The sequence below is a fragment of the Stenotrophomonas sp. STEN046 genome, assembly GCF_056759755.1.
The window spans coordinates 59,618-72,641 of the sequence record NZ_JBRRDR010000003.1; the positions used below are offsets into that span (position 1 = coordinate 59,618).

Here is a 13,024-nt window from a genome sequence, read left to right on the forward strand (position 1 = left end):
GATGCGCCGACTGAAGCTGAAAGGAATCGAGCTGGACGGCCACGGCCGGGCGCGCTGGATGGCGCTGCTGGACCCACAGAAGGCGCGTGCCGGCGAACTGAAAGGGCTGCTGAGCCTGGAGCAGGCCGAAACAGTGGAACTGAAGAAGTGGCGCAGCACGATCAGCGTCAATGTGCGGCTGGGCACGGTGGGCGGAGTGCTGCAGGTGGCCGCGTTGACCAAGCTGTGGTCGGACGTGAATGAATCGATGGAGCACGAACGGATGGAAGCCAAGCTGCGGCTGTCGGCGGGGATTGGAGCGCTGGCCGGGACGACGGCGGAGACGGTGGGGAGGTCGTTGGACAACTATTTTTCGCAGAGGCCAGGAGGCCTGTCTGCCGCCAATCGACTGGTGATGGTGGGAAGGGTCTCGTCTGTTGCAGCGGGTGTGGTGATGGCGGGAATGGACGCGGCAAGGGGTGCCCAGGAGTTTCAAGAGGGAAATCATGCCGTAGCCGCCCTCTACTTCATATCGGCGGGGTTGGGTGCCGCAGTTCTGTACCTCGCTGGTGCTTCATCGACTCTGCCCGGCGCTGGATGGATCGCGGCGGTTCTGCTGATCGGAGTTGCAGTTCTGATAGAGCTACTGAAGGACAACAAGCTTCAGGACTGGTTGGAGAGGTGCCTTTGGGGAAATCTCAGCGCTGAGAAGCGGTACCTCCATGTGGAGACGGAAATGAAAGAGCTACAGGTCGCGCTTGGATATGAGCAATGAGCTTATTGGGTTTGACGGCGAAGTTCAGGGTAAATCGCATTCTTACTGGACGAGATAAGAAGTTGCGTCTAGATCAGGGCAGGCGATCAAGCGCGAGCCCACTAGCCCAGATAAGCGTCATCTCGATCAACTCCTCCTGCTTGGAGCTGGTCGACAAGTATTTTGTAGAGAAAGGTCTCTGCACGCTTGTCGCTGCAGTCGGTTCGGCGCTTTCGATTGGCTCAATGATTGCGGCCCCTATCGCAGGCCTTAGCCACAGGACCAGGGTTCAGGATCATAATGACCTCTCGCTAGCGTTGGCATTGACGGTGACGTCGCTGGTGATGGGAGCGACAGCCTACTGGGGTTTATGGCTCTTACGTCAAGAAGCCTTTCGCTACACCCACTACCCGATCCGGCTCAATCGGCTGAACCGCATGGTCTACGTGCATCGTACTGATGGCACGATCCTGCGTATTCCCTGGGATGCGGTGTACTTCACCTTGGCCAAGGAGCCGATGTTTCCCTCGGGCATGGGCGCCAACTGGGCCATCCACGGCCATGTCCTAGATGCGGACGGTGAAACGGTGCGTGAGACCTTTGCCTTCTCCGTGGTCGAGATCCCCGAGATCGTCACTGGGCACTGGGAGTTCCTGCGCCGGTACATGGAAGAAGGCCCGCAGGCCGTAGAGGAGCACATCGAGTACTACGTCCAGGTAAGTACGCAGGAAAAGCGCGAGACCTTCAGGCATAGCATGAGGTTTTCCCTTTGGCGCTACGGTGGCTTCTCACTGGCGCTGCTGCCACTGCTTCCCATCGACTTTCTTGTCGCGTGTGCGCGCTGGGTCGCCATGCGCACGGGAAAGATCCCTGTCTGGCCAGAGGACGTGGAGGCCGCGTGCGCTGTGGCCGATGACGATCCGTGGGTGCGCGATGCGCGCAACAACCCGGCCAAGTATCGATGACTCTCGCGTGCGTCAACGCGGAGATGCGCCGACTGAAGCTGAAAGGCATCGAGCTGGACGGCCATGGCCGGGCGCGCTGGATGGCGCTGCTGGACCCACAGAAGGCGCGTGCCGGCGAACTGAAAGGGCTGCTGAGCCTGGAACAGGCCGAAACAGTGGAACTGAAGAAGTGGCGCAGCACGATCAACGTCAATGTGCGGCTGGGCACGGTGGGCGGAGTGCTGCAGGTGGCGGCGTTGACCAAGCTGTGGTCGGACGTGGACGAATCGATGGAGCACGAGCGGATGGAAGCCAAGCTGCGGCTGTCGGCGGGGATTGGAGCGCTGGCCGGGACGACGGCGGAGACGGTGGGGAGAGCGTTGGACAACTATTTTTCGCAGAGGCCAGGAGGCCTGTCTGCCGCCAATCGACTGGTGATGGTGGGAAGGGTCTCGTCTGTTGCAGCGGGTGTGGTGATGGCGGGGATGGATGTAGTGAAGGCGCTCGATGAGCGATCAGAGGGCAACTACGGAGCATTTCTTCTCTACTCCGTATCCGCAGGGCTGGGTACGTTCGTGACCATTGCAGCCTATACCGGTGCATTGCCCATATGGGGATGGATAGCGGCGGTGCTCCTGATTGCAGTGGCTGTTGCAATCGAGCTCTTGAAGGACAACAAGATCCAGGATTGGCTGGAGCGATGCTATTGGGGAAAACTGGATTATGAAAAGAGATATCTCCACCATGAAAGTGAGATGAGAGAGCTGCATGTCGCCCTCGGGAGATCGACATGAGCCTGCTGGGGCTTATCAAGAAGTTCCCCGTGGATCGAGCGCTCACTCACAGGGACAGGGGGCGTAGCCTTGACCCGCATCGCAAGCTGGACAAAAGTCCACTTGCGCAACTCAGTGTGATCAATATCAACTCTTCGCACGTCAATCTGGTTGATAAGTTTTACATCGAGAAGGGCTTTGTGACCTTCTGCTCTGTGCTAATTCTCAGCTTGGCGATAGTGGCCGTTGTGGCGGTCGCGTTACAGGGGGAAGCCTTAAAGGCGAGCGTCTACAAAGGCAAGGAGCACGTGCCGCTGCTCGAGCTCGGGTTCGTGGCCATGATCGCGCTGGCTACGTCTGTTGTTCCTGTGTTCTGTATACGTCAAGAAGCCTTCCGTTACACCCATTACCCGATCCGGCTCAATCGGCTGAACCGCATGGTCTACGTCCACCGCATCGACGGAACCATCCTGCGCATTCCCTGGGATGAGGCGTACTTCACGCTTGTGCAGGAGCCGATGTTCCCCTCCGGCATGGGTGCCAACTGGGCCATCCATGGGCATGTGCTGGACGCCGACGGCGAGACGGTGCGCGAGACGTTTGCCTTCTCCGTGGTCGAGATCCCTGAGATCGTCATCGGACACTGGGAATTCCTTCGTCGCTATATGGAGGAAGGCCCACAGGCTGTTGAGAAGTACATCGAGTACTACGTTCAAGTGAGCACGCGGGAAAAGCGGGAACCCTTTAGGCACAGCATGCGGTTCTCGCTTTGGCGCTACGGAGGCTTCTCACTGGCGCTGCTCCCACTGCTTCCCATCGACTTTCTTGTTGCGTGTGCGCGCTGGGTCGCCATGCGCACAGGAAAGATCCCTGTCTGGCCAGAGGACGTAGAGGCCGCGTGCGCTGTGGCGGATGACGATCCGTGGGTGCGCGATGCGCGCAATAACCCGGCCAAGTATCGATGACTCACGCGTGCGTCAACGCGGAGATGCGCCGGCTGAAGCTGAAAGGCATCGAGCTGGACGGCCACCGCCGGGCCCGCTGGATGCCGCTGCTGGACCCACAGAAGGCGCGTGCCGGCGAACTGAAAGGGCTGCTGAGCCTGGAGCAGGCCGAAACAGTGGAGCTGAAGAAGTGGCGCAGCACGATCAACGTCAATGTGCGGCTGGGCACGGTGGGCGGAGTGCTGCAGGTGGCGGCGTTGACCAAGCTGTGGTCGGACGTGGACGAATCGATGGAGCACGAGCGGATGGAAGCGAAGCTGCGGCTGTCGGCGGGAATTGGAGCGCTGGCCGGGACGACGGCGGAGACGGCGGGGAGGGCGTTGGACAACTATTTTTCGCAGAGGCCAGGAGGCCTGTCTGCCGCCAATCGACTGGTGATGGTGGGAAGGGCCGCTTCTGTTGCAGCGGGCGTGGTGATGGCGGGGATGGATCTGGTGAAGGGGGTGCGGGAAGGATTAGAAGGGAATCTCTTCGTCTCTTCTCTATATTTGGCCTCGGCCATACTCGGCGGTTCGATTATTTACCTCGCTTTGGCATCGTCGACATTTCCTGTTCTTGGATGGATAGCGGCAGTGCTGCTGATTGGAATCGCTGTCCTTATCGAACTAGTGAAAGACAACAAGCTGCAAGACTGGCTTGAGCGCTGTTACTGGGGAAATTTCAATGAAGCTGAGCGGTACACGCACCTAGAGACCGAAATGAGGGAGCTCAATATTGCTCTGGGTGATGGGCGATGAGCTTGATGGGACTTACATCAAAATTCAAAGTAAATCGCGCCCTGACTACTCGTGATGTGCAGCTTCGTCTGGATCAGAGAGCGTGTCTTGATGCGCGTCCGCTCGCCCAAATCAGCGCTATTCGGATGAACTCGTGCTTTATCGAGCTTGTGGACAATTTTTTCGCAGAAAAGGGTTTTTGTAGCGTATTTTCATTCATTGGTTTTTCAATGTTCACTGTGGCGATGGTTGCAATGCCGATTGCCGCTCTGTCTCATCGAAATCGCGTCCAAAGCAGCGATGACGTTTCTCTGGCTATCTGGATCATATTTGTAGTGGCAATCGCCGGTGCAGCAGCCTATTGGGGCCTGTGGCTCTTACGGCAGGAGGCCTTTCGTTACACCCATTACCCGATCCGTCTCAACCGGCTCAATCGCATGGTGTACGTGCACCGTATCGATGGCACGATCCTGCGCATCCCGTGGGATGAGGTGTTCTTCACTCTGGTCCAGGAGCCGATGTTTCCCTCGGGCATGGGCGCCAACTGGGCCATCCACGGCCATGTGCTGGATGCGGACGGTGAAACCGTGCGCGAGACCTTTGCCTTCACCGAAGTAGAGATCCCCGAGATCGTCACTGGACATTGGGAGTTCCTGCGCCGGTACATGGAAGAGGGGCCAGAGGCCGTTGTCGATTGCATCAAGTACTACGTTCCGGTCAGTACATGTGCGCGGCGGGAAAGCATGCGCGAAGGGTTGCGTCACCTGCGCATGCGTTATGGCCAGTTCGCGGGCGTCGCACTGATCTATTTCCCGTTCGACTTGGCCAGCGCGTGTGCGCGCTGGGTCGCCATGCGCACAGGAAAGATCCCTGTCTGGCCGGAGGACGTAGAGGCCGCGTGCGCTGTGGCCGATGACGATCCGTGGGTGCGCGATGCGCGCAACAACCCGGCAAGGTATCGATGACGACCACCGATAGCAGAGAGACCTACACGATGCGCAGGCTCCCCAAAACCCGAATGCGATTGGCAGTCAAGAATCTCGCACAGTTGGCGATAGGCAACAGTCATTACCACGTGTTTGATGCCCTTGGTGGCAGCGTGGGCAGCAGCGAGGTGTGCTCGTGGCGCCTGCAGGCACCTGGGCACAGGATTGCTCCGTTGCATGTAGAAATCGGCTACCAGGACGGAGCCTACGTAGTGCTTGACGCCTGCGGCGCGACCTATGTCAACGGAGACAGCCGGCCATTGGGCCGAGGGCGGATAGTATGCGTATCCAGCGGCTTCTTCCTTCAGGTTGGCCCATACGAGCTCAGCGTAACGGTCTTCGATGGCGAAGATCTGGAACAGGCCGATCCGACGCACCCGCATGAAGATATCGACACGCTTCTGGAGCGATGGTCGAAGATGGGTGTGAGCGACCTCGGGGCACAGTTCGGAGACCTCCTCGGAAAGTCGTGAGGGCTGAATCCGGGGGGCGAACGGGAGGCTGCCAGCTCCACCAATTGACAGATCCCCCCGCAGCGCCTGAATCTGCGCCGCTATGCGCGGGTTACGCGCTTTACCGGCAAGTCACATGCAGCGGGAAGGGAAGCAGGCAATGCAGAGACGAAACAGGATGATCGGCGCCGCGCTCTGTGGCTGGATGCTGGCGGCCACCGCACACGCACAGGCCTTTGATCCGGGCGCGCACAAGGGCCCGCAGCAGGGCGTACAGAATGAGGTTGCGGTGCTGGGCACCACGCATCTTTCGGGCATGCCGAAGACGTTCGATCCTTCAACGCTCGGCGCCCTGATCGACCGCCTTGCCGCGTGGCAGCCGAAGGCCATCGCGATCGAGGTGGTATCGGGCCTGCAGTGCGACACCCTGCGGCGTTACCCCTCGCGCTATCGCTTCAACATAAGCGACTACTGCCCCGATACAGCGGTGGCCGGGAAGGCTACCGGGCTGGACGTGCCGGCGGCCAACGCTGCGGCCGAAGCGATGCTGGCCACCTGGCCTGTGCACCCGACGGCGGTACAGCGGCGTGCACTGGCTGCCACCTTCCTGGCGGCCGGCGAGCGTGATTCTGCGCTGGTGCAATGGTTGCGCCTTGCCGAGGCGGATCGGCATGCAGATGAAGGCCTGGACCAGGCCCTGGTGGATGCGCTGGAAGCGCTGCGCGTGAGCCGCAACGAGACGACCTTGGTCGCTGCGCCTCTTGCTGCGCGACTGGGGCATGAGCGGCTGTGGCCGATGGATGATCACAGTGCAGACCGCTACGGCCCTGACCCCAAAGCCTATGTGGCAGCCATCAGGAAGGCGTGGGACAACCCGGCCACCAAGCAGCGCGGCACGATGTTCGGCGAACTGGAAGCACAGGCGGATACGCCGGAGAAGATGCTGGCCCTGTACCGCCGCTACAACGCGGGCGATCTGGCGGCAATCGCCTTCGAAAGTGACTATGGCGCTGCACTGGAAGAACCCTCGGCGCAGGGCTATGGACGCCTCTATGTCACCTCGTGGGAAACGCGCAACCTGCGCATGGCCGCCAACATCCGCGATCTGATGGGGCCGACACCGGGCATGCGCACGCTGGTGATTGTCGGCGCATCGCACAAGGCGTATCTGGATGCGTATCTGAAGCAGATGCACGATGTGCGGATCGTGGATGTGCAGCCCCTGCTGAAGTGATGGGCCAGCACCAGGCATACAGGGATGGGACAGCATGACCCACATGCCTGAGGAGGCGGTTTACGGCTTCGTCTACGTGGGCGATGACGAACAGGGGCCGATGTCGGCCGCCGCACCAGGTGCCCGCATCGGCGACCGGGTGGACCGGCGGCCCTGGATCGTCGTTGACCACCATCCCTGCTCGGTGACACTTGCCACCTGGCCGGGCCGGTTGTGGAGGGTCCGCATCATTCACAAGGCATCAGAGCAGCCGGCAGCCTATGCCGGCTACACGCGGGCGACCGCCGTGGATGTACTGGATGAGGCGCCCCTGTCGGAGCTGTTCGGCGCTGGCGGCGAGGCGGTGGTGGATCTGCTGCGCAGTATTGCGCATCTGCCGCTTGCAGTGATCGACGCGCTTTCCCTGTCCAACGACGAACAGGCCGCACGCTGCTGCAACGCCGTGTGGGACCGATGGCTTGCAGACGTCGATCCCGATTCGCCTTTTCTGGGCGATGACCATGCAGGGATACTCGCAATGGGGCCGACGGTGCCGCGATCACCGGTAGGTGCTGCGCCGAGCGTGCTGCATGCCGAGCTGCGCAAGCGTGCGCTCGCGCTCGTCGGCGGCGCCGCGTTCGTGGTGGACGATGAGGAGGAGGGTTTCAATGCGGCGTGGTCACGTGCTGCCGCCTCCCTGCAGCATGCGCTGTTCGCGCTCGGCGCCGACGCGCGCTACGTCAGCGCTGCAGAGCGGGAGCAACTCCAGTGCGCATGGCAGGCGGCTGCAGCCATCGGCTGAGCTGGCACGTTGGCAGGCGGCTGACGGCCGGCACGCGACGGCGCACTGGCTTATGATCGCCGCATTCCCCGGCACCGGCATCATGGACAGATCCCGTATGCACCCCACGCGGCAAGCGCGCTCCCTGGCCAGGACCGTGACATTCACGCTGCTGCTCTGCGTCGCGCCCTCGTTCGCGCAGACGGCACGCAAGCCCTCGCCCTATGAATACCGCCCGGGCACCGAACAGCCCCCGCCGCCGCCATCGGCGGGCCCCGACGCGCTGGCGCGGATCGACAGCCGCGAACAGTTCATGCAGCTGGCCCGTGTCTACAACGCCGGCACCCCGCTGGAAATGCCGCACCTGATCTTCGTGATCGATCGGCACGATGCCGGGCGCATCTACTACATCAACACTCCCCGCCATGCGCTGCACGAACAGTTCGTGCGCCAGCGGCTGGGGCGGTCGATGGACAAGGCCACGCTCAACGCGCAGTACCGCGACCCGCAGCGGCGGTTCCTGTTCGGCACCTTGGCGTGGCAGCGGGATCTGCCGGGCTACACCTACGAGTTCTGGGAAGGCGACAGGATCAGCGCTGCATTGCTGCGGCAGACCGATGACATCGTGCGGAGCTCGTTCTACGATCCCATCCGCTTCAAGACCAACGCCACCGGCCATGAGCAGGTGGCCAGGGCCATGGGCCTGGCGTATGTCAGCCAGGAGGCCCTGCTGCGCGAGCAGCGTTTCCTGCCGTTGAACACAGGCCGCGCCGAGGGACGGCTGCGGATCGTCCGCTCGGACGCACAGCTGCGTACGTTGTCGCCCACTGATATTCCGGTGCTGGATGAGGTGCCCATCGCGCTGGCACCGGTGGCCGGCCTGGTGACACAGCGGCCTTCGACCTTGCTGTCCCATGTGAACCTGCTGGCCAAGGGCTGGGGCATTCCCAATGCCTACGTGCGCGACGCACAGACCGCGCTGCGCCAGTACGACGGGCGCTGGGTGGCGCTGGAGGTCAGCAGCAACGACTACCGGGTGACCCCCATTGCGCGCCCGGCGCGGACCCCATCGGCCACGGCCGCGCGCCCGGTGCAGCGCAATCTGCCACGGCCGGACCTTTCGGTGGTGGCGCTCAAGCCGTTGGCGGCGCTGCGTGCGCGCGACAGCAGCCACTGTGGCGTGAAGGCAGCCAACCTCGGCACGCTGAAGGCAGTACTGCCTCCGGCTGCACGGGTACCGGACGGCTTCTGCGTTCCGTTCTCGCACTACCAGGCCATGCGGCAGCGGCTGAAGATCCCCGAACGCCTGCGCGCACTGCAGCAGCGCCCGGGCTTCGGCACCGATCCAGAGGTCCGCCGCGCTGCGCTGGCCGGGCTGCGCGCGGAGATCACCAACGCAGCGCCCGATGCTGCCTTCGTGCGGTCGCTGCAGGCGCAATGGCAAGGTCAACTGAAAGGCGCTGGGGTATTCGTTCGCAGTTCGTCCAACTCCGAGGATCTGCCGGGATTCAGTGGTGCGGGGCTGTACACCACCGTCCCCAACGTGACCCGCGCCGATGCCGTCGCGAAGGCGGTGCAGACGGTATGGGCATCGATCTACAACTTCGAGGCCTACGAGGCGCGCACGGCCGCAGGCCTGCAGCAGGATGCGGTGGCGATGGCGGTTCTGGTGCAGGTGGCCGCGCCGTCGGACAGTTCCGGGGTGATGATCACCCGCGACCCGTTCGATCGTGCGCGCCAGCATGTGACCTACATCTCGGCCAAGCGCGGGCTGGGTATCCGTGTGGTGGAAGGCAAGCGCCAGGCCGAGCAGGTGATGTACTCGAACTGGTCCAAGGCGGTGCAGGTGCTGAGCCGGTCGGCGGAAGACACCCAGCTGGTGGCCAAGGCCGGCGGTGGCGTGCGTGAGGTGCCCATCACCGGTTCGCGGCAGGTATTGACCGATGCGCTTGTCGCGCGGCTTGCGAAGATCGGTGCGGCCACCCGACAGGCGCTGGGGGGTGTGGACCAGGACATCGAGTGGGCGGTGGTGGGTGACGAGGTGCTGGTCCTGCAGTCGCGGCCGTATGTGGATGGCAGCGCGCGCTAGCGGGTTCCCGATGCGCAGGTGCTGTGTTCACCGATGGGCGGCAAGCGGCCGCAGCGCGATGCTGGGGTATGCGCGTTGCATCGTTCTGCCTCTCTGCCGTGTCGCTGCAGGCGATGTTCCGCCTGCTGCTGCCCTTGCGTTGCCTGGTCTGCAATGCGCCCGGTCACGATGAGCTCGACCTCTGTGCAGCCTGCCTGGCCGAGCTGCCGTGGGCCGGCCGGGCCTGCTTGCGCTGCGCGCTGCCACTTCCCGCGGATGCCCTGCCCATTTGTGGCACCTGCCGCGATGAGCCGCCGCCGCAGACGGCCACCCACGCGAGCCTGCTGTACCTGCCGCCGGTGGATCAGCTGCTGGTGCGCTACAAGTTCCACCAGGACCTGGCCGCTGGGCGCCTGCTTGCGCAGTTGATGCTGCGCAGTCCGCCGCCGTGGTCCTGCCTGCCGCTGGTGCCGGTGCCGTTGCATCGCCGGCGGTTGCGCCAGCGTGGCTACGACCAGGCGGCCGAGTTGTGTCGCCTGCTGCGAATGCCGATGTGGCGCGGCCTCTACCGTCGCCGTTACACCGCGCCGCAGTCCGAGCGCAGTGCCGAGCAGCGTCGCGAAAACCTGTTCGACGCCTTTGATGTGCGTGGTGCGGTACCGCCGCAGCTGACCGTGGTGGACGATGTGATGACCACCGGCAGTACGGTGCTGGAGATTGCCGACACGCTGCGCCTGGTGGGTGCAGAAGAGGTGCGGGTGTGGGTATGCGCACGGGTGCCGTGATCGCAGCCTTCATGCCCGGGGATTACGATGAGCGTGATACCGGATCGAAGGAGTGGCCATGAATTCCCCCCTGTCTCCCCTGTTGTCGGCCGTTGGGCGCAGCTGGTGGATCCTGCTGCTGTACGGGCTGGTGGCGCTGGGCTTTGGCATCGTTGCCATCGGTTGGCCGATGTCGGCGGCCATGGCGCTGGCGTGGACGCTGGGCGTGATGGCGATCGTGGAAGGCGTCATCAGCCTGCTTGCGCTGATCAATGGCGGCAGTGGTGCCTCGCGCGGCTGGCTGCTGCTGTACGCGCTGGCCTCGCTGGGCTTTGGCGTGCTGGCGGTGATCAATCCGCTGGCCACGGCCAGCGTGCTGGTGGTGTTGCTGGCCGCCTGGCTGCTGGTGGCGGGCATCTACCGCATCGTGTTCGCCCTGCGCGTGCGCAAGCAGATCCAGGGCGAGTGGCTGCTGATACTCAGCGGTGTACTGGCCATCGTGCTGGGGCTGCTGTTTGCGGCCAACCCGTATGCGGGCGTGGCGGTGACCACGTTGTGGATCGGCATCGGCAGCCTGCTGTACGGGGCGCTGCAGGTACTGGTGGCGTTCAAGCTCAGAAAGCTGCGCTGAGGGCGGCGCTGCCGCGACGGCACCGAGGATGGAGTCGACGGTCAGTCGACTCCCGCGCCGGACGTTCGCCGGCGCGGGAGTTCGCGGTCTCAGCCGCGCTTGCGCGCAAAGCCGGCCTCGATCTCTTCCAGTGAGCGGCCCTTGGTTTCCGGCAGCCAGAGCGCGGCCACCAGGAAGAACACGAACGTGCACCCGGCCCAGAACAGGAACATGCTGGCGTAGCCGTAATGCCCCACCGTGGGCAGGAAGATCGCGGCGATGGTGGTGGACACGAACTGGTTGATCAGCAGCGCGATGCTCATGCCGTTGGAGCGGATGCGGTTGGGCATCAGCTCCGACAGTGCCAACCACACGCACACGCCCGGACCGACCGCGAAGAAGGCCACGAACACCAGGATGCAGGCGGCCACTGCCCAGCCATGCGCGGGTGGCGGGATGGGCCCGATGCGCGCCTGTTCGATGCGCAGCGGTGCCTGCGCGGCACTGGCCGGATTGGCGAAGGGATTGAGGTGGATGGTGCGGAAGAACGCGCCGATCACGCTGTCCGGCCGCACTGTGCCGTCGCGTTCGATGCGCAGCTCGCGGTCGCTCAGGTTGTCGCTGCGCAGCGCGCGCACGTTGGTGAAGTCACCATAGGCGTAGGACACGGTGAGCTGCAGTGGGCGGCCTTCGCTGTCCACGCTGCCGGCCAGGCGTTGCCACTGGGTCTGGTCCAGCACCAGGTGCAGGCCGTCGCCGGTTACCGACGCCTGCAGTTGCGGCTGCACGTCGGTACGGCCCCGCTCGGCCTGGAAGAACAGCGTCGCCGCTGCCAGCAGGGCCACGCAGATGCCGCCGCTGCCGAGCATCAGCAGGAACTTGCGGCCCTTGCGGTCGACCAGCAGCAGCGCGACCACGGTCATTACCGCGTTGAGCAGCTTGATCGCCACATCGGCGCCGTTGGCCACCGAACCGGAAAGGCCCGCCTGGTTGAGGATGTTCACCGCATAGGCCAGCACCGAGTTGATGCCGGTAGCCTGGGTGCAGGCCAGCACCACGCAGGCCAGTACGAACGGCACCACATAGCGGCGGCTGAGCAGCGGGTCGCGCTTGCCGCCGCTGCTGCTCGATTCCGGTGCCTGGATCTGTGCCAGCGTGGGCTCCACATCGGCGGCGGGCAGCACACGCTGCAGGCTGCGGCGGGCATCATCGATGCGACCGCGACGCACCAGCCAACGCGGCGATTCGGACAGCCAGAAGATGCCGGCGCAGAACAGCAGGCCCGGCGCCAGGCAGGTCCAGAAGATGGTGCGCCAGGCGTGGTCCTTCACTGCGAACAGCTCCTGCGCCTGCTGCGCGACCGGCAGCGAGCGCACCGCTTCGGTGGCCGCATCCACGGCATGGGCGTGGTAGAGGCCGATCAATGCCGCCAGCACCAGGCCGACGGTCAGCAGCAGCTGGAACATCGCCGCGCCACGTCCGCGCCGTTCCGGGCTGAGCACTTCGGCCAGGTACAGCGGAATGACCACGCCGATCAGGCCGCCACTGACGCCCTGCAGAAGGCGACCCAGCAGCAGCGGGGTGTAACCCGAGGCCAGCGCCATGATCGGGATGGAGGCGGTGAACAGGACACCTGCCAGCAGCATTGCACCGCGACGACCGATGAGGTCGGCGATCATGCCGGCGAACAGCGAAGACAGCACGCTGCCGAGCAGGACTGCAGCCACAACGAAGCCGAGCTGCTGGCTGCTGAGCTGCCAGGCATGGCTGGCGGTGGCCTCAAGGTAGGGCAGGGCGCCGGCGATGATGCCGATATCGATGCCGTAGAGCAGGCCGCCAAGGCCGCCGATGAAGAGCAGGTAGCGTACGGGCCAGCGCGGAGCGGTGGAAGCGGGTACGGCAGGTGCAGTGGCTGCGGTCATCGGCGTATTCCTGGAATAACGGGGATGGTGCGTGGCTGAGGCGTTGCGCTTGCGCGTC

General features: G+C 63.8%; 13 protein-coding genes. 12 read left to right on the plus strand and 1 reads right to left on the minus strand.

Features of this window, described 5'->3' with window-relative positions; all coding sequences use genetic code 11:
• Position 1 precedes the first annotated feature (1 nt).
• The 12 genes from ACVOLJ_RS02590 (at position 2) to ACVOLJ_RS02645 (ending at position 11,065) form a co-directional block, all read left to right on the plus strand.
• Positions 2-754, plus strand: coding sequence for a hypothetical protein (locus ACVOLJ_RS02590; RefSeq protein ID WP_481563380.1), 753 nt, complete (start codon positions 2-4; stop codon positions 752-754).
• A complete protein-coding gene (locus ACVOLJ_RS02595; RefSeq protein ID WP_481563381.1) occupies positions 751-1,698 on the plus strand; it encodes a DUF6708 domain-containing protein in 948 nt (315 codons plus the stop codon). Before ACVOLJ_RS02590 ends, ACVOLJ_RS02595 begins: the two co-directional genes overlap by 4 nt.
• A gap of 23 nt (positions 1,699-1,721) precedes the next feature.
• Complete coding sequence (locus ACVOLJ_RS02600; protein WP_481563382.1) at positions 1,722-2,471, plus strand: hypothetical protein; 750 nt, start codon at positions 1,722-1,724, stop codon at positions 2,469-2,471.
• Positions 2,468-3,415 carry a DUF6708 domain-containing protein gene (locus ACVOLJ_RS02605; RefSeq protein ID WP_481563383.1) on the plus strand — a complete coding sequence of 316 codons (948 nt, stop codon included), beginning with the start codon at positions 2,468-2,470 and terminating at the stop codon, positions 3,413-3,415. The genes ACVOLJ_RS02600 and ACVOLJ_RS02605 overlap by 4 nt, the downstream gene beginning before the upstream one ends.
• A gap of 23 nt (positions 3,416-3,438) precedes the next feature.
• Positions 3,439-4,191, plus strand: a complete 753-nt coding sequence (locus ACVOLJ_RS02610; RefSeq protein WP_481563384.1) for a hypothetical protein — start codon at positions 3,439-3,441, stop codon at positions 4,189-4,191.
• Entirely contained in the window at positions 4,188-5,135 is a 948-nt protein-coding gene (locus ACVOLJ_RS02615; RefSeq protein ID WP_481563385.1) for a DUF6708 domain-containing protein, read from the plus strand. Before ACVOLJ_RS02610 ends, ACVOLJ_RS02615 begins: the two co-directional genes overlap by 4 nt.
• A complete protein-coding gene (locus ACVOLJ_RS02620) occupies positions 5,132-5,629 on the plus strand; it encodes a hypothetical protein (protein WP_481563386.1) in 498 nt (165 codons plus the stop codon). The genes ACVOLJ_RS02615 and ACVOLJ_RS02620 overlap by 4 nt, the downstream gene beginning before the upstream one ends.
• A 139-nt stretch (positions 5,630-5,768) precedes the next feature.
• Positions 5,769-6,842 carry a DUF5694 domain-containing protein gene (locus tag ACVOLJ_RS02625; protein ID WP_481563387.1) on the plus strand — a complete coding sequence of 358 codons (1,074 nt, stop codon included), beginning with the start codon at positions 5,769-5,771 and terminating at the stop codon, positions 6,840-6,842.
• A 34-nt stretch (positions 6,843-6,876) separates the two neighbouring features.
• Complete coding sequence (locus tag ACVOLJ_RS02630; RefSeq protein WP_481563388.1) at positions 6,877-7,623, plus strand: hypothetical protein; 747 nt, start codon at positions 6,877-6,879, stop codon at positions 7,621-7,623.
• 136 nt (positions 7,624-7,759) lie between these two features.
• Positions 7,760-9,691 carry a PEP/pyruvate-binding domain-containing protein gene (locus tag ACVOLJ_RS02635; RefSeq protein ID WP_481563389.1) on the plus strand — a complete coding sequence of 644 codons (1,932 nt, stop codon included), beginning with the start codon at positions 7,760-7,762 and terminating at the stop codon, positions 9,689-9,691.
• A 68-nt stretch (positions 9,692-9,759) separates the two neighbouring features.
• Positions 9,760-10,455 (plus strand): ComF family protein, encoded by a 696-nt coding sequence (locus ACVOLJ_RS02640; protein ID WP_481563390.1) that lies wholly within the window; start codon positions 9,760-9,762, stop codon positions 10,453-10,455.
• 58 nt (positions 10,456-10,513) lie between these two features.
• On the plus strand, positions 10,514-11,065 hold the full coding sequence (locus ACVOLJ_RS02645) for an HdeD family acid-resistance protein (RefSeq protein WP_475278679.1): 552 nt from the start codon (positions 10,514-10,516) through the stop codon (positions 11,063-11,065).
• 89 nt (positions 11,066-11,154) lie between these two features.
• On the opposite strand, the gene ACVOLJ_RS02650 is transcribed toward ACVOLJ_RS02645, so the two are convergent.
• On the minus strand, positions 11,155-12,966 hold the full coding sequence (locus tag ACVOLJ_RS02650) for an MFS transporter (RefSeq protein ID WP_481563391.1): 1,812 nt from the start codon (positions 12,964-12,966) through the stop codon (positions 11,155-11,157).
• Positions 12,967-13,024 lie beyond the last annotated feature (58 nt).